Annotated in this window: 16 protein-coding genes and 4 pseudogenes; 9 read left to right on the forward strand and 11 right to left on the reverse strand. The window is 71.9% G+C overall.

What is annotated here, in order from left to right; all coding sequences use genetic code 11:
• Window positions 1–75 precede the first annotated feature (75 nt).
• Window positions 76–855 carry an SDR family NAD(P)-dependent oxidoreductase gene (locus tag E6R62_RS29320; protein WP_168714212.1) on the reverse strand — a complete coding sequence of 260 codons (780 nt, stop codon included), beginning with the start codon at window positions 853–855 and terminating at the stop codon, window positions 76–78.
• A complete protein-coding gene (locus E6R62_RS29325; protein WP_136216512.1) occupies window positions 852–2,063 on the reverse strand; it encodes a sedoheptulose 7-phosphate cyclase in 1,212 nt (403 codons plus the stop codon). Before E6R62_RS29325 ends, E6R62_RS29320 begins: the two co-directional genes overlap by 4 nt.
• A gap of 752 nt (window positions 2,064–2,815) precedes the next feature.
• Between E6R62_RS29325 and E6R62_RS29330 the strand changes: the two genes are divergently transcribed.
• The 3 genes from E6R62_RS29330 (at window position 2,816) to E6R62_RS29340 (ending at window position 4,587) form a co-directional block, all read left to right on the forward strand.
• Entirely contained in the window at window positions 2,816–3,280 is a 465-nt protein-coding gene (locus tag E6R62_RS29330) for a hypothetical protein (RefSeq protein WP_136216513.1), read from the forward strand.
• 313 nt (window positions 3,281–3,593) lie between these two features.
• Window positions 3,594–3,803 (forward strand): hypothetical protein, encoded by a 210-nt coding sequence (locus tag E6R62_RS29335; RefSeq protein ID WP_136216514.1) that lies wholly within the window; start codon window positions 3,594–3,596, stop codon window positions 3,801–3,803.
• 58 nt (window positions 3,804–3,861) lie between these two features.
• The gene (locus E6R62_RS29340) at window positions 3,862–4,587 is read left to right on the forward strand and encodes a restriction endonuclease (RefSeq protein WP_136216515.1); all 726 of its coding nucleotides are present in this window, start codon (window positions 3,862–3,864) and stop codon (window positions 4,585–4,587) included.
• A 323-nt stretch (window positions 4,588–4,910) separates the two neighbouring features.
• Here E6R62_RS29340 and E6R62_RS29345 read toward each other — a convergent pair whose 3' ends face one another.
• Window positions 4,911–5,948 (reverse strand): YncE family protein, encoded by a 1,038-nt coding sequence (locus tag E6R62_RS29345; protein ID WP_136216516.1) that lies wholly within the window; start codon window positions 5,946–5,948, stop codon window positions 4,911–4,913.
• A 148-nt stretch (window positions 5,949–6,096) separates the two neighbouring features.
• Here E6R62_RS29345 and E6R62_RS29350 point away from each other — a divergent pair, with 148 nt between their 5' ends.
• Window positions 6,097–7,005, forward strand: a complete 909-nt coding sequence (locus E6R62_RS29350) for a LysR family transcriptional regulator (protein ID WP_136216517.1) — start codon at window positions 6,097–6,099, stop codon at window positions 7,003–7,005.
• Between the two features lie 63 nt (window positions 7,006–7,068).
• Here the strand turns inward: E6R62_RS29350 and E6R62_RS29355 are convergent.
• A pseudogene (locus E6R62_RS29355) lies at window positions 7,069–7,532 on the reverse strand (nucleotidyl transferase AbiEii/AbiGii toxin family protein); the annotation flags it as partial.
• 359 nt (window positions 7,533–7,891) lie between these two features.
• Here E6R62_RS29355 and E6R62_RS29360 point away from each other — a divergent pair.
• A complete protein-coding gene (locus E6R62_RS29360) occupies window positions 7,892–8,413 on the forward strand; it encodes a RidA family protein (protein ID WP_240801978.1) in 522 nt (173 codons plus the stop codon).
• A gap of 162 nt (window positions 8,414–8,575) precedes the next feature.
• On the opposite strand, the pseudogene E6R62_RS41295 reads toward E6R62_RS29360, so the two are convergent.
• Window positions 8,576–8,728: pseudogene (locus E6R62_RS41295) on the reverse strand (YdcF family protein); the annotation flags it as partial.
• A gap of 119 nt (window positions 8,729–8,847) precedes the next feature.
• Entirely contained in the window at window positions 8,848–9,696 is an 849-nt protein-coding gene (locus tag E6R62_RS29370) for a helix-turn-helix transcriptional regulator (RefSeq protein ID WP_136216518.1), read from the reverse strand.
• A 140-nt stretch (window positions 9,697–9,836) separates the two neighbouring features.
• On the opposite strand from E6R62_RS29370, the gene E6R62_RS29375 reads away from it, so the two are divergent.
• On the forward strand, window positions 9,837–10,616 hold the full coding sequence (locus E6R62_RS29375) for an NAD(P)H-dependent oxidoreductase (protein ID WP_136216519.1): 780 nt from the start codon (window positions 9,837–9,839) through the stop codon (window positions 10,614–10,616).
• Window positions 10,617–10,693: 77 nt separating this feature from the next.
• On the opposite strand, the gene E6R62_RS29380 is transcribed toward E6R62_RS29375, so the two are convergent.
• The 4 genes from E6R62_RS29380 to E6R62_RS29395 all read right to left on the reverse strand — a co-directional run bounded on the left by E6R62_RS29380 (window position 10,694) and on the right by E6R62_RS29395 (window position 14,477).
• Complete coding sequence (locus E6R62_RS29380; protein WP_136216520.1) at window positions 10,694–11,905, reverse strand: NAD(P)/FAD-dependent oxidoreductase; 1,212 nt, start codon at window positions 11,903–11,905, stop codon at window positions 10,694–10,696.
• Window positions 11,906–12,074: 169 nt separating this feature from the next.
• On the reverse strand, window positions 12,075–13,016 hold the full coding sequence (sigJ, locus tag E6R62_RS29385; RefSeq protein WP_136216521.1) for an RNA polymerase sigma factor SigJ: 942 nt from the start codon (window positions 13,014–13,016) through the stop codon (window positions 12,075–12,077).
• 221 nt (window positions 13,017–13,237) lie between these two features.
• Window positions 13,238–13,447, reverse strand: a complete 210-nt coding sequence (locus E6R62_RS29390; protein WP_136216522.1) for a hypothetical protein — start codon at window positions 13,445–13,447, stop codon at window positions 13,238–13,240.
• Between the two features lie 43 nt (window positions 13,448–13,490).
• On the reverse strand, window positions 13,491–14,477 hold the full coding sequence (locus tag E6R62_RS29395; protein WP_136216523.1) for an aldo/keto reductase: 987 nt from the start codon (window positions 14,475–14,477) through the stop codon (window positions 13,491–13,493).
• Between the two features lie 239 nt (window positions 14,478–14,716).
• On the opposite strand from E6R62_RS29395, the gene E6R62_RS29400 reads away from it, so the two are divergent.
• On the forward strand, window positions 14,717–15,469 hold the full coding sequence (locus E6R62_RS29400; RefSeq protein WP_240801979.1) for a peptidylprolyl isomerase: 753 nt from the start codon (window positions 14,717–14,719) through the stop codon (window positions 15,467–15,469).
• Between the two features lie 723 nt (window positions 15,470–16,192).
• Window positions 16,193–17,131, forward strand: a complete 939-nt coding sequence (locus E6R62_RS29405) for an NADP-dependent oxidoreductase (protein WP_136216524.1) — start codon at window positions 16,193–16,195, stop codon at window positions 17,129–17,131.
• 282 nt (window positions 17,132–17,413) lie between these two features.
• On the opposite strand, the pseudogene E6R62_RS42250 reads toward E6R62_RS29405, so the two are convergent.
• Window positions 17,414–17,620, reverse strand: a pseudogene (locus tag E6R62_RS42250) (FAD-dependent monooxygenase); the annotation flags it as partial.
• Window positions 17,621–17,647: 27 nt separating this feature from the next.
• On the opposite strand from E6R62_RS42250, the pseudogene E6R62_RS29410 reads away from it, so the two are divergent.
• Window positions 17,648–18,131 (forward strand): annotated as a pseudogene (locus tag E6R62_RS29410) (type IV secretion protein Rhs); the annotation flags it as partial.
• Between the last annotated feature and the right edge of the window lie 25 nt (window positions 18,132–18,156).

Consider the following 18,156-nt stretch of genomic DNA (forward strand, 5'->3'; position numbering starts at 1 on the left):
GGTGTCCTTCGCTCCGCGGAGCAGGGATAGGGGCGGGGGTGGGGTGGGGGTGGGGGAAGGAAGCCGGCCGGCGGGTCAGGTGGCGAGGAAACCGCCGTCGACGCCGATGACCTGCCCGTTGACGTACGAGGAGGAGGCGGAGAACAGCCACAGCGCCACGTCGGCGACCTGGCGCGGGGTGCCGATCTCGCCGGACGGGATCAGCCGGCGCCAGGTCGTCGCGCCCCCCACGGCCACCTCCGAGGCGGCCAGCATGTCGGACTCGACGGGGCCCGGGGCGACGGCGTTCACGCGGATGCCCTCGTGGGCGTGCTCGACGGCCGCCACGCGGGTCAGCGCCACCGCGGCGTGCTTGGAGGCGACGTACGCGCCGATGCCGGGGAAGACCGTACGGACGCCGTGCACCGACGTGTTGTTGACGATGCTGCCGCCGCCTCCCTGGGCGGACATGACCCGCAGCTCCTCCCGCATGCAGAGCCACAGGCCCCGGGTGTTGACGGCGAAGGCACGGTCGAAGTCCTCGGTCGTGACGTCGGCGAGGCGCCCGTCGCCGGGCACCCCCGCGTTGTTGAAGGCGCAGTCCACTCGCCCGTACCGCTCGACCGTGCGGGCGAGGAGGGCGCGTACCTGCTCCGGGCTCGTGACGTCGCAGCGCACGAAGTGGGCCTCGCCGCCCCGGGCCCGGATCTCGCGTTCGGCCTCGGCGCCGTGCTTCTCGTCGCGGGCCGCGAGGACGACCCGCATGCCCGCCTCGGCGAAGACGGCGGCGGACGCGCGGCCGATACCCGCGCTGGCGCCGGTGACGACCACCACCTTCCGGTACGCGAGGTCCCGGGCGCCGGTCGCTCCGCTCACCGGTCGGCCCCGACGGGCCGGCCGGGGCGGCAGCCAGCGTTGGTGTCGAGCAGGCGGCCCATGGCGGCGCAGGCCCGTTCGATCTCGCTCTCGCTCACGTCGTTGAGGAAGCAGACCTCGCCGATCCCGGTGAGCATCGGCAGGTTCTGCCGGCCGTCGCGGTGCAGCACCGTGTCCGCGAGGGCCTCCAATACGAGCGTCACGTCGCAGAAGAGGGGGTGGGACGGGGCGAGCCCCATACGGCGTGCCACCGCGATGACGCGTTCGAGGCGGGCGTCGTCGATCAGGCCGCGGTCGGCGGCGATGAGGGCGGAGAAGACACAATCCATCGCCACGGCCTCGCCGTGCAGCAGCTCGGGGAGGGCCCGCATCTCCACCAGAGGGGAGAAGGAGTGCCCGTAGTCGACGGACCGCTGGAGGTCCTTCTCCCAGAGGTTGGGCTGGAGCTCTTCGGCCATGCCCGCGATGGCCCGGCCGATGACCTCGTCCGCCACCGTTCCCGGCAGGCCGGTGCTTCCGGGTTCCGGGTCCTGGAAGCGCGTCTGGATGAGTTCCGCCCCGTGCTCCTCCAGGAGTTCGAACAGCCGCAGGTCCTTGATCAGGGCCATCTTGAAGATCTCGCCCATGCCGTTGCGCAGCTGCCGGTCCGGGACGGTGGCGAGGAAGCGGCGGTCGATCAGCGTCCGCGGGGGCGGGGTGTAGGCGCCGAGGCGGTTGCGGTACCCGCCGTAGTTGATGCCGGACTTGGCGGCCACGCTGACGTCGACCTGGCCGAGCAGCGTGGTGGGGACCCGGACGAAGGGGATGCCACGCCGGTAGAGACTCGCGGCGAGCCCCACCACGTCCGCCACGACACCGCCGCCGATGACGATGGGCGGTGAGCTGAGGCGGTTGGTGCCGACCTCGTTCAGCTTGTTGACCACTTCGAGGACGCGCTCGATCGACTTGTTCTCTTCGGAGCCGGGCAGCGTCAGATATTCGACCACCACCGCGTTCGCGGCGAAGTACTCCCGAATTCGCGCACCGTACAACTCGTCGACGGAATGGTCGAGGATGACGAGGCGCGTACCCGCTCCTCGGCCGCCGCCGGGAATGGTGAGGAGTTCGGGGTTCGCCGGGTCGAGGAGGCCGTGGCTCTCGACTATCTCGTACTCGACGGGTAATTCCGTACGGATCTTCCAACTCTGCTGACGCGGAGCGTCGTTCATGGCAACTCTCCTGTGGGCCGGGCCGACCGATACGGCACCTGGTTTGTTCCTCCACGGAACTTACAGGGCGAATGTAACGTGACCAATCGAATGGGTTCAGCCATATGTCTGTTATGTGCGGCTCCCGATGTACGTGGGATGACGGCTTTGTTCCCATCGGCCTCGCCCGAAGGTCTCGGACGGCGCACCGCGCCGTGGCCGAAACCGCATTCCCGTCCCGATCCGCCATCCCCGAATCGAACGGGCGATCCGGCCTTTCGATCCCGGCCCGGCAGGGCCGAAAACCTACGCTTCTCCGCTCGCCCCGGGCTTGGGCGAGTCCCTTATTCGGTACACGGCCCGACCGGCGACCCTGTGGCCCATCTCACGGAAAATAGCCGGGCCTTGTCGGGCCGCCCGGGATTTCCGACCGGGCCCCGCAACCGCGATATTTCGGCGAACCGCCGGTAACCCGACCGTCGCCCGAGGGAAGGCGTACGGCGCCGCCGCCGAGGGCAGCGGCGCCGGCGGGTCGGGGCCCACCACCCGCACCCCCGCGCTGCCGCCGCCGGCGCCATGGCGCATGACCACGACCGTGTGACAATGACGCCTGATCACCTGCCGTGGCCGCTCCGGCGAGTCGAGAGTTCCGACGCCGCCGGGGAGCGGGGTGGTGCCGGGTCGGCACCTGCCGGGGGGCGAGCGGCAAGGTGGCGACAGAGCTTTGGGGACGGAGTGCGACCGGTGAGCGGACCAGGGGCGGGGGAGTAGCCATGGGCCGCTTCACGGACAGGTGGACCGGAACCAGACACCCGCGCGACGGTCTCCCCGCACGGCCGGCCCCGGAGGTCCGGGCCGCGCTCCTCGCGATCAACGACCGGGGCGTCAGGTTCGTCGTGCGCGAGGGACGCCCCGGCGAAGGCGCCCAACTGGTGGCGGAGTTCGAGTACCCGCCGCTGGGTCTGACCCTGAAGACCCGGATGCGTCTGGATGCCGCGAGGTGCGAGGTCCGTGTCCTTGAGGAGTCGTGGGAGCCGGGGGCCGACGGTGCCCGTAGGCAGTACGGCCGCGGACCGGGGCACAAGGTGTACCGGCAGTGGGAGATGAAGCAGGGGGCAGACGGCCGCCGCCACAAGACCGAATCGTTCCGCTTCGCCACACAGGACATGAGGAGCCCGCTCCAGCAAGCGGTCCTCGACGCGGGCTGGACCTGGCGCGGCGTGCTGTTCAAGCTCTGACCTGTTCGGCGAGCCCGAACGGTGGGTGTGGACCGCCCGCGTCCGAGGGGTGGACCAGATCACCGGGCGTACGTGGACGACACGGCCCTCGGCCAGGCCGCCACCACCGCTCGGGGCTCGGGGCCCGCTTCCGACCACCGGCCTAATGCCCCAACCGGGAAAGTACATTCGAACACGAGTCGCCGATTCCGGCCGGCGCGTCGCATTGCCGCCAATCCACGGCAATCCGGTCACCCTGCGGCTGCTCTCCGGCTACACAAGAAGGCGGGGCTGTCGTCCGCTGCCCCATAGCGGTCCCGGCGGAGGTGGGCGGTTGCTGACGATCGATGTGGCGGTTCTGTTGGCGGTCATCGTTGTTCTGCGGTTGCGACGGCGTACGGAGGCCCGGAGCCGACGCGACGAGAAGACGACCGTGGTCATCGTGCTGGCGCTGGGTGTCATCCTGGCCCCCACCGAGGTGGGTCAGGGCATCGCCGACCTCCTCGGGCAACTCGTCAGCGGCGTCTCCCAGGCGGGGCAGTGACGGTCCGGGACACCACCCACTCGCGCCGCCGCGCCGTTCTGCCGCCGGGGGAGGGCCGGTGAACGGGCGCCGTCGTTCGGTCCGTCGTCCGGTCCGCCGTCGTCCGCCCCGCCGTTACGGTCGGCGGCCCCGGCGGGGGAAGAGCCACGGCCTGGAGCAGGTGGTCCTCGCCGCCCTCGCGGCCACGGTCGTACTCGGCCTGGCGGCCGCCGCCCTGCGATGGCTGGTCGCCCATCCCCGGACCGTGGCCGCCGTACTGGTGGTGGCTGTCGCGGGCGCCGGCGCCTGGGCCTGGCGGCGCAGGGAGGCCGCCCGGTGGGAACAAGTCCGGGCGAGCGGTCTGCGATACGCGCTCAGACAACTCGATGTCCTGCATCATCGGGCGTTCGAGTTCACGGTACGGGACCTGATGCGCCGCGACGGCTGCACAGACGCGCGACAGGTGGGCGGGCACGGCGACAACGGAGCCGACGTCAAGGCCACCGACCCCTACGGACGCCGGTGGGTCATCCAGTGCAAACACCGGAAGGACGGCTGGGCCGGGAAACCCGTCGGCACCCCCGACCTCCACGTCCTCAACGGCACCGGCCGACAGGTCCATGGCGGCGACATCCTGGTCATGCTCACCAACGGCCGCATAACCGCCACCGCAGTCGACTTCGCCCAGTCCCAACGGCTGCACCTCGTCGACCGCCACCTCCTCGCCGAATGGGCAGGCGGCTCCCGCCCCCTGTGGGATCTCCTGCGCGCGCTCCCCCCGAGGGGCCGCCAGGAGGGCCTCTGAGAACCGAGGGGCGGTCAGCCGGGTTCACGGCGGCCAAGCCGGCCCGGACGGGTTCGCGACTCGCCCGGGCCTGCCCGTTCCCCACTTCCCGAGCGCCCTCAACTTCGACGGTCCGCCTGCTGCATGGATTCTGCAAGACGCCCCGGCTCTCCCCGCCCGGTTTCGGAGAACGCGAAGGTGGACTGGTGAACGACGAGCAGGGCGAATGGATCGGCAGCGCCGGCGTCCGCGAGGTGGGCCGGGGCGCAAAACCGCTGACAGGCCCGACCGGAGCCGAACCGCAGCCGGAACCCAGGCCGCTCCGACGCTCGGACCTCTACGCGTCAGGCGCCGGCCGCCGGGATGTAGGCGAGTCCGTGCGCCCCCGCCTCTCCCGGGTTGTCGACGTGCAGGGTCGTCACCGCCTCCAGCCGTGCCAGGTCCACCACCGTCACCGTGCTGGAGGAGACCGCCGCGACATAGCCGTACCTGCCGTCGGGTGACGAGGTGATCGACAAGGGGAAGGAGCCGACCTCCACGCGGCCGTGTTCCGCGCCGTCCGTCCCGTACACGTGCAGCAGCCCCGGCGCCTGCGCGCCCAGTCCCGCCCCGCTCGCCCGTATCCGGAGCTCACCGGCGAGCACGAGATCGGTGGCGGTGACGTGGACGGGGAAGACGAAGCCGTCCGTGCGGTGCGTTCGGACCACGGCACCGGTGGCGGTGTCGATGACCCGCACACCGGCGTCCGGCACCGGCCCGGTGACCCCGAAGTCGCCCTTGGGGGCCGCGGCGTAGACGAACCGCCCGTCGCGCGAGGCCGCGATGCCCTCGCTCCCGGGAACCGGGATACGGCCGACCGCTCCCGCCGAACCGGTGTCGACGACCGAGAGGAACGGTGCCTCCTTGTTCGCGCTGTAGGCACGGCCGCCGTCCGGCGTGAGCGTGAACCAGTGCGGGCCGGGCGCGGCGACCGGCACCCGGCGTACGGGCTTGAGGGTGTCCGCGTCGAGCGCGACCAGGGCGCCCTCCTCGTCGTCGTACGCCTCGACGCTCACCCACAGCAGGCGCCCCGACGGGTCAAGGGCGATGCCGTGGGGCGCGCGTTCCGGTGACAGGTCGACGATGTCGACGATCCGACGGCGGTCGGGGTCGATCACCACGAGCTCGTGCGCGCGGCCGCCGTTGGCGTGGTAGTAGCCGGAGCGGTAGGTGATGGTGGCGTAGAGCCGCCGCCGTACCGGGTCGAAGCACAGCTCGTGCGGCTCGTTCGGAACCTCCAACACGGCCAGCCGGCGGAAGTCCGCCGCGTCGAAGAAGGTGATCGTGGAGGCGCTCTGGCCTGCCACGGCGAGGACGTCTGCGTTCGTGGTGGTCTGTGTCATGCCCCCAGACTGGGAGGCCTCGTGGATTAACTCCAGTGCATCCATGGCAAGGTGTCTTTGCGTCAGGTGAAATGAAACTGGTCGACCGCGTACGCGGCGGACCGGACTGTGAGGGGAGACACAGAGGGTGGACGGACTCGGCAGACAGATGGACCTGAACCTGCTGGTCGCCCTCGACGCGCTGCTCGAAGAAGAGAGCGTCACGGCGGCAGCCGCCCGCCTGCACGTCTCCGCGCCCGCCATGAGCCGCACTCTCGGACGTATCCGTACGGCGCTGGCCGATCCCGTGCTCGTACGCGCCGGAAGGCAGCTCGTCCCGACGCCGCGCGCCGTGGAACTACGACCGCGCGTCCGCGCCCTGGTCCGCCAGGCACAGGACCTCCTGGTTCCCGAACCGGTCACCGACCCCGCACGGCTGTCGCGCGACTTCACCGTCCAGGCCGACGAGATCGTGCTCGCCGGCCTCGTCTCACGGCTCGTCGGCGCCGTCGCCCGGCAGGCACCCGGCGTCACCCTGCGCTTCATGCCGGAGACCATGGAGGGCACACCCGCCCTGCGCGAGGGACGGCTCGACCTGGAGATCGGCGTCATCGGCCACCCCGACCCGGAGACCCGCATCGAACCCCTCGGCCACACCCGCTTCCTCGCCGCCGTGCGCGCCGGCCACCCCCTGGCCGCCCGCACGACGGTCACCGCCCGGGCCTTCGCCGCAGCCGGCCACATCGGTGTGTCCCGACAGGGGCGGGTCCGGGGCCCCATCGACGACCGGCTGGCCGAACGGGGGCTGCGCCGCCGGGTGGTCGCCGTCGTGCCGAGCTGGAGCGCCGCGCTCCACCTCTGCCGGGAAACGGACCTGGTCTGCCTGGTGCCGGCCGACAGCGCGGCGTACCACCGGGAGGTGCTGGACCTGCACACGTTCGAGATTCCGCTGGAACTGCCGCCCTTGAGCTTCGGCATGGCCTGGCACCCGCGCAACGACGCCGACCCGGAGCACATGTGGCTGCGCGACCTCGTCCGCGACAGCCGGCGGGCCGGCGGTACCGGTCACGGACGTTGAACATGCCCACCGGTTCGGCGCGGTCCGGCTCCCGCAGGCCTCATACCGGAGCCACGGGCACAGTCAGTGCGCCGACTCCCCGGCGAGGCGCCCGTCGATGTCGTCCGACCACCGCCGTGCCCAGGCGCGCAGGCGCGCGATGACCTCGTCGTCCAGGCCGTCGTCGAGGCGGAACTGGTCGCGGCCGTGGCGCGCCCCGAGGCGTTCGAGGTCGGGGAGCGAGCGGTGGAGGGAGGCGGCATGTACGTCGATCAGGTCACGGACGGCGCCCCGGTCGGCCAGGGCCCGGACCTTCGTACCGACGACGTCGTCGAAGGCCGGGACCGGCCCGTACTCCGTGGGCTCCGGGACCGACCAAAGGTTCTCTTCGAGTACGTCCACCTCGCCCGCCGCCAGCCGCGTTTGGTGAGCTCGTGGACCAGGTCGGCGGCGATGTCGGACATCGGGGCGGGGTTCTCGGTGGCGACGTCGAGGTCCTGGCTGAGTCGGTCCACGAGGCCGTGTGCCCGCACGGCGTATCCACCGGTGTTCCTCCCGCTCCTTCCGCCACCCGCCGACGGACCGGTGCGCCCCCGGCGAGCACGTCCCCCGGGGGCCACGGCGGTTTCGACGCCGTACCCACGGGGCTCGACGCACGACCGGCCGAGCCGAGGGCCTGCACCCGCCGCCGAGCGAGTCGGCACCGGCCCGGCACAGGCGCCGGGCGCGGCGCCCCGGTCCCACCTGCGCCGCCCCCCCGCTCGCCGGCAGGCTCGCGCGACGGTCGGCGTGCGCGCGCGGTTCCGGCAGGCGGTCGACGCCCGATCGATCTCCATTCGAGGAGTTCTCCCTTGCGCCGTGACAGCGTCGGGGCTCCAGGCTCCGCTGGGGACGAAAGGACAAGGGAATGACCAAGTCAGGGCGCAAGTCAGGGCGCAAGTTCGGAATCGCCGCTGCGGTGGCCGCGTTCGTGGCCGTGATGATCGCCGTCGTGGGACCGCAGGGCGCCAGCGCGCAGGACCAGGCGCGCCGCGGCTGGGACCACTTCGGTTTCGGGGTGTCGTGGGAGGAGTCCTACGGCTACTCGCAGGCCATCAGGGCCGGGGACACGGTCTACATCTCCGGGCAGCTGTCGCATGACGCGGCCGGGAACCTGGTGGGCGTCGGCGACTTCGAGAAGCAGGTGCGCACCTCGTTCGAGAACATGGACAAGGTCCTCGCGCACTACAAGATCCCGCGCAGCCAGATCGTCAGCATGAAGATCTACACCAAGGACCTGCGCAAGAACTTCGACACGGCCGCCAGGCTGCACAAGGAGTACGTCGGCGACCACCGCACGACCGACACCATCATCGGTGTCACCGACCTGGCGTTCCCTGACCAGTTGGTGGAGATCGAGGCCACCGCGCTGGTGTCGCCGCGCTCCTGACCGAGCGGGCCGCGCGGTGACCGCCGCGCGGCCGCTCAGCCCGTCACGGCGGTGACGGCTCCGCCGGCCGCCTGATGCCCCCGCCGCGTCCGTCCGACCCCCTCGCGGCCTGCCCCGCAACCGGCCTGCCCCGCTTGCGGCCCGGCGGCGGCTTCGCGGCTCCTACCGCGGGACCTTCCGTTTCTCCCGCTTGAGACCGCGAAGCGTCCAAAGCCCGTACAGGGCCGGCAGCGGCTTGACGACCATCCACTCGCCCGGGCGGTAGTCGTCCGCGCGCACGAGCCGCCGGGCGAGATCAGGACGCTGCCAGCGCAAGTCGGTCGGCCGGTGACCCGGCGACGGCACCGGTGACGCCACCGGCGTGAATGGCGCAACGAGGACCGGGGTCGCCCAGTCCCCAGTCGCCCATCGACGGACCTGCGAGGACTCGGTCGTCACTCGGGGACCCGGGCGTGCGCCGTGGGGCGCGCGGTACCGCCGTCCGCGCCCAGGCCCGCGAGCAGGCGCAGCCCGTCCTCGGACGCGCTGCCGGGTTCCGCGGACAGGACTATCAGCTCCATGCCCGACTCGTCCGGCAGCGCGAAGTTCTCGTGGTGCAGTTCCAGCGGTCCGACCAGCGGGTGCCGGTAGGCCTTGCGCCCATGCGTGCGGGCGCGCACGTCCGCACGGGCCCAGAGGCGACGGAAGCGCTCGCTGCCCATCGCCAACTCGCCGATCAGCGAGGCCAGGCGGGGGTCCTCGGGGTACTTTCCGGCGGCCAGGCGCAGGTGCCCGACCACATCGGTGGTGCATGTCTGCCAGTCCCCGTAGAGGCCGCGCTCGGCTTCCTCCAGGAAGATGTGCCGGGCCGTGTTCAGGCCGGGCAACGGGCGGCCGTAGAGGAGCCCGGCGAGGCGGTTCCCGGCGAGCACGTCCATGCGGGGGTCCATGATCAGCGCGGGTGCGTCGGTGACCAGGTCGAGGACGCGCAACAGATCCGGCCGGACACGCCCGCCCGGCGCCTTCGCCCGCCGGCGGCGCTGCCTGGCGAGCCGGTCGAGGTGTCCCCGTTCGGTCTCGTCGAGGGCGAGGACTCGGGCGAGCGCGTCGAGGACCTGCTCGGAAGGTTGGGTCGCGCGCCCCTGCTCCAGTCGCACGTAGTAGTCGACGCTGACCCCGGACAGGTGCGCGACCTCCTCACGGCGCAGGCCCGCGACCCGGCGACGGCTGTCGGTGGGTATCCCGACGGCTGCCGGGTCGACCCGGGAACGCCGGGTCCGCAGGAAGCTCGCAAGATCGTCCATGCCTCCCAGTATGGCCTCGGCGGTGCTCGCGAAGGTGGTCCTGCCGATACCAGGAAGTCCGGTCCGACGGAAGCGGCGCCCCTGAACACCGGGCGCGACGCCACGCAGTATCGGCGGCATCCGATCCGAAGGAGTTTCCCGTGAAGACGCTGATCGTCCACGCCCACCCGGAGCCGAAGTCGCTCAACAGCTCGCTGAAGGACCTCGCGGTGTCCACGTTGGAATCCGCCGGGCACGAGGTCCGCGTCAGTGACCTGTACGCGATGAACTGGAAGGCGGTCGTGGACGCCGCGGACTACGGTCCCCGCGCCTCGACCCCGTTGAAGGTCGCCCTGGACTCGGGCCGGGCCTTCGACGCCGGGACGCTCACCCCGGACGTGCGCGCCGAACAGGAGAAGCTCCTGTGGGCCGACACGATCATCTTCCAGTTCCCGCTGTGGTGGTACACGATGCCGGCGATCCTCAAGGGCTGGGTGGACCGGGTGTTCACCTACCGCTTCGCCTACGGCGTCGGCGAGCACAGCGACACCAAGTACGGCGAGCGCTTCGGCGAAGGCACCCTCGCGGGCCGCAGGGCCCTGCTCTCGGTGACCACCGGCGGCCCGGAGTCGCACTACGCCGCCCGCGGGATCAACGGCCCCATCGAGGACCTGCTGTTCCCGATCCACCACGGCATCCTCTACTACCCCGGCATCGAGGTGCTGCCGCCGTTCGTGCTGCACGGCGCCGACCGGATGACCGACGAGGAGTACCCGGACGTCGCCAAGGCGTGGGAGCAGCGCCTGCTCACCCTGGAGTCGACCGAGCCGATCGCGTTCCGCCGGCAGAACTTCGGTGACTACGAGATCCCCTCCCTCCACCTGAAGGAGGGACTGGAGCCCGCGGGCCGCACGGGGTTCGGACTGCACGTACGCGGCTGACCGCGGCCGGCGCACGAGCCGATCCGCTCCCCCAGCCGCGTTCCCCCAGCCGCGCACCCGCGGTCGGGCCCGCCGGGTCAGGCCGCGGCCTGGGCCGGGGCGCGGTCGCTCCGGGTCCGCTGCCCGACGACGCGCCGGCGGCGTGAGGGCAGGCCCGCGGTCGGATGGGCGACGCCCCAGGCCGCGCCCTTGCAGATCAGTTCCTTGTACAGGGCCGCCACACGGCCCGTCAGGGCCCGGTCCTTCGCCCGGTCATCGGCGGTCACGAACTGGATCAGGCCCTCCTTGCGGCCCAGCGAGACGCACTGCTGGAAGTAGCGGATCGGGACGTGGGGGACCTTGCCGCCGGTGAGGCGGGCGGCGATGGCGTCGGCCGCCTGCCAGGCCATGGGGACGCCCGAGGCACAGGACATGCGCAGCGGCACGTTGTTCGGGCCCACCGCCATCGCCGCGTCACCCACGGCGTACACGTCCGGGTGGGAGAGCGAGCGCATCGTTTCGTCGACGACGATCCGGCCCTGGCCGGTGAGTTCGAGCGCGGTGGCCAGGGCGATGGGGTGGACGGCGAAGCCGGTGGTCCAGACGGTGACGTCGGCGGGGACGGTCCGGCCGTCGGCGGTCGTCACGGAGTCCGCCGCCACGGCGGTGACCGCGGCGTTCTCGTGGAGGGTGACGCCGAGCCGGTCCGCCACCTTCCGCAGGTGGGCGCGGCCCTTGTCCGAGAGCCGGTCCCCGAGGCCGCCGTGGACCGCGAGTGCGACCTGGAGGTCCGGGCGCGCTTCGGCGATCTCGGTCGCGGCCTCCAGGCCGGTCAGGCCGCCACCGACCACCACCACGGGCCGCCCGCCGTCGAGGGCGGCAAGGCGGTCGCGCAGGCGCAGGGCGCCGGGGCGCCCGGAGACCTCGTAGGCGTGTTCGGCGACGCCGGGGACACCCCCCTCGTCCCAGCCGCTGCCGAGGGCGTAGACGAGTGTGTCGTACGTCAGTTCCTCCCGCTCGGAGCCGCGCGCGCCGGTCACCGTCACCGTCACCGTCTTGCGGTCCGCGTCCACGGCGGTGACCTCGGCGAGCTTGAGTTCCACGCCGGTGCCGGCGAACATCTCGCGGAACGGCCGCGGGGTGAGGTCCTGGCCGGCGGCGAGCTGGTGCAGCCGGACACGCTCCACGAAGTCCGGTTCGGGGTTGACCAGGGTGATGGCGACGTCTTCGCGGTGCAGCCGCTTGGCGAGGCGGCCGGCGGCGACCGCTCCGGTGTATCCGGCTCCGAGGACGACGATGCGGTGCTGCATGAGCCTGCTCCTGTCTGCGAGGGATCCGCCGCTGCCCAGCGTCGGTTCGCCTCTTGAACCGGACAGCCCGGCGTTTCCTGACAGCACCCGAATGTGACGTGTGTCACACCGCCGATCGGAGCCGCATCCCTGATCGGGGCCGCATCCCCGGTCGGGTCCGCATTCGCGGTCAGAGGGTGTAGAGCGGGTCCCCGTGGCCCGTCGCGGCCCACTGCTCGGTCGCGCGGACGAGCTTGTCGGGGTTGACCTGGCTGCGGATCGCGACGATGCCCTCCGCGCCGACCTCCAGGCACGTGATCCCGACGACCCGCCCGTCCACGACCGCCACGATGGCGGGTTCGCCGTTGGCGGTCGCGGCGTAGATGTCGGGCACGCCGCCGATGTGGGCCCGCTTGGCGTCGCCGGGCTTGAACAGGCCGCGCAGGAACCTGGCGACCGCGAGTGCGCCCTCGAACCCCTTCGCGCGGGCCGGGACCTTCCCGCCGCCGTCGCCGACCGAGACGGCGTCCTGGGCGAGCAGGCGGACGAGGGGTTCGGTACGGCCGCTGGTCGCGGCGGCGAGGAACTCCTCGACGATCCTGCGGGCGGCGGCGTCGTCGATCTCGACCCGGGCCTTGCCGTCCGCGACGTGCTTCTTGGCCCGGTGGTAGGTCTGTTGGCTGGCGGCCTCGGTGATGTCCAGGAGCTCGGCGATCTCCCGGTGCGGGTAGTCGAAGGCCTCGCGCAGCACGTACACCGCCCGCTCACCGGGCGACAGGCGCTCCAGCAGGACGAGGACGGCGTACGACACGGACTCCCGCTGCTCGGCGCTGTCGGCCGGCCCGAGCATCGGGTCCCCGGCGAGCAACGGCTCGGGAAGCCACCTGCCCACGTACGTCTCGCGCCGGGCACGGGCCGAAGTGAGCTGGTTGAGGCAGTAGTTGGTGAGGACCTTGGTCAGCCACGCCTCGGGCACCTCGATTCGGGAGACATCGGTCGCCTGCCAACGCAGGAACGTCTCCTGCACCGCGTCCTCCGCCTCGCCCGCCGAACCGAGCAACCGGTAGGCGATGGCCTCCAGCCGGGGCCTGGCCGCCTCGAACCGGGCCACGTCGCTCATGGTCATCGCCATGCGCGCGATCCTAGTAGACCGGGCCACGGGAGAGCCGGGCGAGACCGCACCGCGCTCCGGCGCCGACCGGTGGCGGACAGCGCGCGTCGCCCGGGACGCCCCACGGCTCGTCCTGGACGGGCCGTGGCCGGCCGCAGCCGCGCGCCGGGCTTGCGGGCACGGGCGCGGCGCCGGCACAGAGCGCCGGCACGGAGCACCGGCACAATCCGGTGGCGGGCAGGTCAGGTGGCGGGCAGGCGCATGCCGAGACGGGTGCTCAGGGCACGGGCGGTGGTGCGGACCTCCTCGCCGGTGTCGCCCTTGACGACGGCGGCGAGGAGGGCGAGGGCGAGTTCGGCCTCGCGGTAGGTGAGGATCGCCAGCCGCTGGGGGGCGACATCGGCGTCGAGTTCTTCGGCCACGATGTCGGTGTAGAGGTCGTCGAGGGTCACGCAGGTCCCAACGCGCGTCCGGGCCGGCGGTTACTGCGCTCCGTCAGTGGTTGACGAAGCCCAGACTCGTCGCGTCGTAGCGGGCGCCCGCGATCTGCTCGCGCGGAGCCGCGGCCTCGATGGCGGCGAGGTCCTCCGGCGTCAGCTCGACGGCCAGGGCCGCGAGGTTCTCCTCCAGGTACTGCCGGCGCCGGGTGCCGGGGATCGGCACGACGTCCTCGCCCCGGTGCTGCACCCAGGCCAGTGCGAGCTGCCCGGCGGTGATGCCCTTGGCGGCGGCCAGTTCCTCCAGCTTCGCGACGATCGCCAGGTTCCGGTCGAGGTTGCCGTCGGCGAACCGCGGCTGCGTGCGCCGAACGTCGTTCTCCGCCAGGCCCTCGACCGAGTTGAGGCGTCCCGTCAGGAAGCCCCGCCCGAGCGGGGAGAACGGGACCAGGCCGATGCCGAGTTCACGGCAGACCGGGGCGGTCTCCTCCTCCAGGTCGCGGGTCCAGAGCGACCACTCGCTCTGCAGTGCCGTGATCGGGTGCACGGCGTGCGCCCGGCGGATCGTCTCCGCGCCGGCCTCGGACAGCCCGAGGTGGCGCACCTTGCCGGCCCGTACCAGCTCGGCCATGGCGCCGACGGTCTCCTCGATCGGAACCCGCGGGTCGACCCGGTGCTGGTAGTAGAGGTCGATGTGGTCGACCCCGAGGCGACGCAGCGAGGCCTCGCACGCCTGGCGCACGTAGGCGGCGTCACCGCGGATCACGGTGGGCTCGCCCAGACGGTTGGCGAAGCCGAACTTCGTCGCGACCACCGCGTCGTCGCGGCGCCCGGCGATGGCCCGCCCGACCAGTTCCTCGTTGTGCCCGGCGCCGTAGAAGTCGGCGGTGTCCAGGAGCGTCACCCCGAGGTCGAGGGCGCGGTTGAGGGTCTCGATCGACTGCGCGTCGTCCGAGTCCCCGTAGCCGTGGCTCATCCCCATGCAGCCCAACCCCTGCGCGGAGACCACGAGTTCGCCCAAGTGCCGGATGCCTACGTCGATCATTCTGCTGCCTCCCGAGCTGGAAAACCGTCTATCCACGACGCTAGGAGTTGGAGTGCACTCCATGTCAAACGATCAAACGGCCGACGCGTCGCCTGGTCGCCTGGCCGACCGATGGGACGTCGGCGGAGGGCGAGGGCGAGGGCCCGGGCGAGGCCCTGGGGGCAGGCCGCGCGATGCTTCCCTGCCGTTGGCCATTCCCGCGGACCACTCCCACGCCTAGACTGCGACGGCTCCAAGACTTGGCGTTCATCGGGAGGGCGTGCGAGATGAAACGGGCACTGTTCAGCGCATTCGCGACCGTGGTGTTAGTCGTGGCCGGGGGAGGCGTCGCCACCGCTTCCGACGGAGCTCCACCGCGCACCACGCACGGCCCTTGCCAGTACACCCAGACCCCGGACGAGCCGCCCGCGCGTTCTGTTCCGCTGCCGCCCGACCCGCGGCGCACCCCCAGTCGCGGCACGGTGGACATGGAGGTTCCGACCACCCAGGGCGCGCTCCCGCTGCACTTGGACCGCGCCAAGGCGCCGTGCACGGTCCAGAGTTTCCTGCACCTGGCACAGCATGGGTTTTACGACCGTACGGTGTGCCACCGTCTGACGGCCTATCCGACGCTGAAGGTCCTGCAGTGTGGCGACCCGACCGGTACCGGTGAGGGTGGACCCGGGTACAAGTACAAGGACGAGCTGCCGGTGAACCTGCCGCCGGCACCGACCGATCCGACCGGCGCGCGCCGTCTCTATGGGCGCGGCCTGCTGGCGATGGCCAACGCCGGTCCGGACACGAACGGTTCACAGTTCTTCGTCGTCTACGGCGACTCCGCGCTGCGACCGAACTACACGGTGTTCGGCACGGTCGGCGCCGACGGCCTGACGACACTCGACAAAGTCGCCGCCGGAGGTATCGAGCCGACCGCGCAAGACCCGGCGCCGGTCGACGGCACACCCGTACTGCGAACCGAGCTGCTCCGCGTCCGGCCGTCCTGCCGGCATTGACGCACCGTGACGTTGCCTCGTCCTCGATGAGCGTGCCCTGCGCCTGTGGCCGCCCCAGGCGGACGACACCTGCCGGCTGAAGCATCCGGGTGCGGAAGCGGAGGGCTCCGGACCTCGTGCCCGGACCACGCGAAGCGCCCAAAGCCCAACCACCGGACTCCGTACGGTGCCGCCCATGGACATCGCACCACTCGTCCGGTCCCGGCTCCATGCCGGGGCCGGACTCCACGACCGCGCAGAGCCGGATGCCGGGCCGTAGGCCAGCGGGGTGACCACGGTCCCGCTCTCCTCCGCCCTGGACGTGGCCCTGCTGCCGGTGGTGCGGACGTCGGTGGACTGGCGCATCCGCAGTTCGAGTCTGCCGCGGTCGTCGCGTGGCTGCAGGAGTACGACAAGCTCGTGGACGGCCGGAATCCGGCCCGGGCGCCGACGATCTCGTGGAGGTAGTCCTCGGAGGCCGGGTCGCCCTCCAGGACGTCTGCCCGCCGCCCTCCTCGTGGTTGAGGACGAGGCTCACGGCGACCCGGGCTCGGCTGTGCCGGGCGGCGTGCGGCGGCCGGGCGCGTAGCCGACGAGGTCGCGCTGGTGCTCGGACACGGCGGCGCCCTACCGGCGGGTTGGGCCGTCCCCCGCGGTGACGGAACCGGGGCAGAACTCCAGCCTCCTCATCACGTCGTAAAATTTACTGTTCAACTAACCGCTCCCGGTGCAAAGATGATCTTCATGATGACGACGCGTGTGATCATCCAGCGAAGCATCGGCGGCCCCGACGTGCTGGAACTCGCCGAGACTCCCCTCCCTGTGCCCGGCCCCGGGGAAGTGCTGGTCCGGGTGCGGGCCAGCGGCATGAACCCGGCCGACTGGAAGGTCCGGGTCGGCAAGGTGGACTTCTTCGGGCCGCCGCCCTACGTCCTCGGCCACGAGTTCAGCGGCACCGTGGAACGGCTCGGCGAGGGCGTGGACCGCTTCGTTGAGGGCGAGGAGGTCTACGGCTGGACCGTGCCGCCGCACGGCAGCCACGCCGACCACGTCGTCGTCCCCGAGGACCGGATCGCCCCCAAGCCCCGCACCCTCGACCACATCGGCGCCGCGGCCCTGCCCATCTCGGGCTTCACCGCCTACCAGGCCCTGATCACCCTCGCGGACGTGGGGCCCGGCCACCGGGTGCTGATCCACGGCGCGGCCGGCGGCGTCGGCCACCTCGCCGTCCAGATCGCCAAGGCCCGGGGCGCGTACGTCATCGGCACGGCGAGCGCCGCCAAGCACGCGTACCTGCGGGACCTCGGCGCCGACGAGCTGATCGACTACACGGTGGCGGACTTCGGCGCGCTCCGCGACATCGATGCCGTACTGGACACCATCAGCCACGACTACGGGCCGCGCTCCCTCGGCACGCTCAAGCCGGGCGGCATCCTGGTGGACGTGGTCGGGGTCGGCGTCGACCGCACCGAGGTCACCGCCCGCGCCGCCGAACTGGACGTGCGCTTCGTGGAGTTCTTCCTGGAGCCGACCCCTGCCGTACTGACCGACTTCGCCGCGCTGATCGACGGCCACGGCATCCGGCCCACCATCTCCGAGACCCTCCCGCTCACCGAGGCGGCGAAGGCACACGAGCTCAGCGAGACCGGGCGGGTCCGGGGCAAGATCGTGCTGGTTCCGTAGGGTTCGTGCGGCCGGCGTTCGGCGGTGCGTATCCGGCTTCGGCCGTACGGGGCTACCGGGCGCGGGCGGCGTACGCGGGAGAGCGGTGGCCGGTCGGGTCACCGCCCTCCCGCGTACGCGCGTGGTGAGCCGGTCGAGGTGCGGGCGCCGCCTGGGATGCCGCCGACGGCCGCGTGAGCGGGCCTCACCTGATCGGCCACCGGCTCCAGCAGGGCCTCGCTCTCGTCGTCCGGCCGCCCCTACCAGGGCGCGCGCCAGCGCCTCCTCGCGCTGCTCGTGCAGTTCGCGCGGCCGGGCACGGGACACATCCGTCACGCCGTCACCCTCCTGCCGCAGCCCGGTGAGGCGCCGGCTGCGGGCGGCCCGTGCGCCTGACCCCACGGCCCAATCGGCGAGCAACTCCTCCACGCGGGTCCGGGGGATGCCGAGGGCGCAGGGGTGTTTGGCGCGCACGGCGGCGAGGTCGAGGCGGGAGGCACCGACGAACATCGTCGTCCGGACGGTCGGTAAAGGACGCGCTACGAGTGGGACGCAGAGGACCGGCTCAAGACGGTCACCACCCCCGACGGGACGCTGTGGCGCTACGCCTACGACGCGCTCGGTCGGCGCAGTGCCAAGCGCCGCATGGCCGCGGACGGTGTCACCGTGGTCGAGGAGGTCACCTTCGTCTGGGACGGCATGACTCTGTGCGAGCAGACGACGACCTCGAAGGACCTGCCGCACGCGGTCACCCTGACCTGGGACCACGACGGCCTCCAGCCGCTCGCCCAGACCGAGAGACTGGCCGATGCGGACGGACGGGAGATCGACAGTCGCTTCTTCGGATCGTCACCGACCTGATCGGCACGTCGACAGAACTCGTCGACGAAGCGGGTGCAATCGCATGGCGCACGCGTAGCATCCTGGGGGGAACGACGACCTGAACGCGGACGCGAACGCCTACACGCCGCTCCGCTTCCCCGGGCAGTACTTCGACCCTGAATCGGGTCTGCACTACAACTGCCAAGGGCGGCTGGTACATCCGC

The sequence above is a fragment of the Streptomyces sp. A1136 genome (genome assembly GCF_004795055.1).
GTDB lineage: Bacteria > Actinomycetota > Actinomycetes > Streptomycetales > Streptomycetaceae > Streptomyces.

Excerpts from the sequence above, each read along its gene's own strand:
- E6R62_RS29405 (WP_136216524.1), top strand. The coding sequence starts at position 16,193 with ATGATGACGACGCGTGTGATCATCCAGCGAAGCATCGGCGGCCCCGAC.
- E6R62_RS29350 (WP_136216517.1), top strand. The coding sequence starts at position 6,097 with ATGGACCTGAACCTGCTGGTCGCCCTCGACGCGCTGCTCGAAGAAGAG.
- E6R62_RS29325 (WP_136216512.1), bottom strand. The coding sequence starts at position 2,063 with ATGAACGACGCTCCGCGTCAGCAGAGTTGGAAGATCCGTACGGAATTA.
- E6R62_RS29380 (WP_136216520.1), bottom strand. The coding sequence starts at position 11,905 with ATGCAGCACCGCATCGTCGTCCTCGGAGCCGGATACACCGGAGCGGTC.
- sigJ (WP_136216521.1), bottom strand. The coding sequence starts at position 13,016 with ATGGCGATGACCATGAGCGACGTGGCCCGGTTCGAGGCGGCCAGGCCC.
- E6R62_RS29360 (WP_240801978.1), top strand. The coding sequence starts at position 7,892 with ATGACCAAGTCAGGGCGCAAGTCAGGGCGCAAGTTCGGAATCGCCGCT.
- E6R62_RS29330 (WP_136216513.1), top strand. The coding sequence starts at position 2,816 with ATGGGCCGCTTCACGGACAGGTGGACCGGAACCAGACACCCGCGCGAC.
- E6R62_RS29370 (WP_136216518.1), bottom strand. The coding sequence starts at position 9,696 with ATGGACGATCTTGCGAGCTTCCTGCGGACCCGGCGTTCCCGGGTCGAC.
- E6R62_RS29395 (WP_136216523.1), bottom strand. The coding sequence starts at position 14,477 with ATGATCGACGTAGGCATCCGGCACTTGGGCGAACTCGTGGTCTCCGCG.
- E6R62_RS29345 (WP_136216516.1), bottom strand. The coding sequence starts at position 5,948 with ATGACACAGACCACCACGAACGCAGACGTCCTCGCCGTGGCAGGCCAG.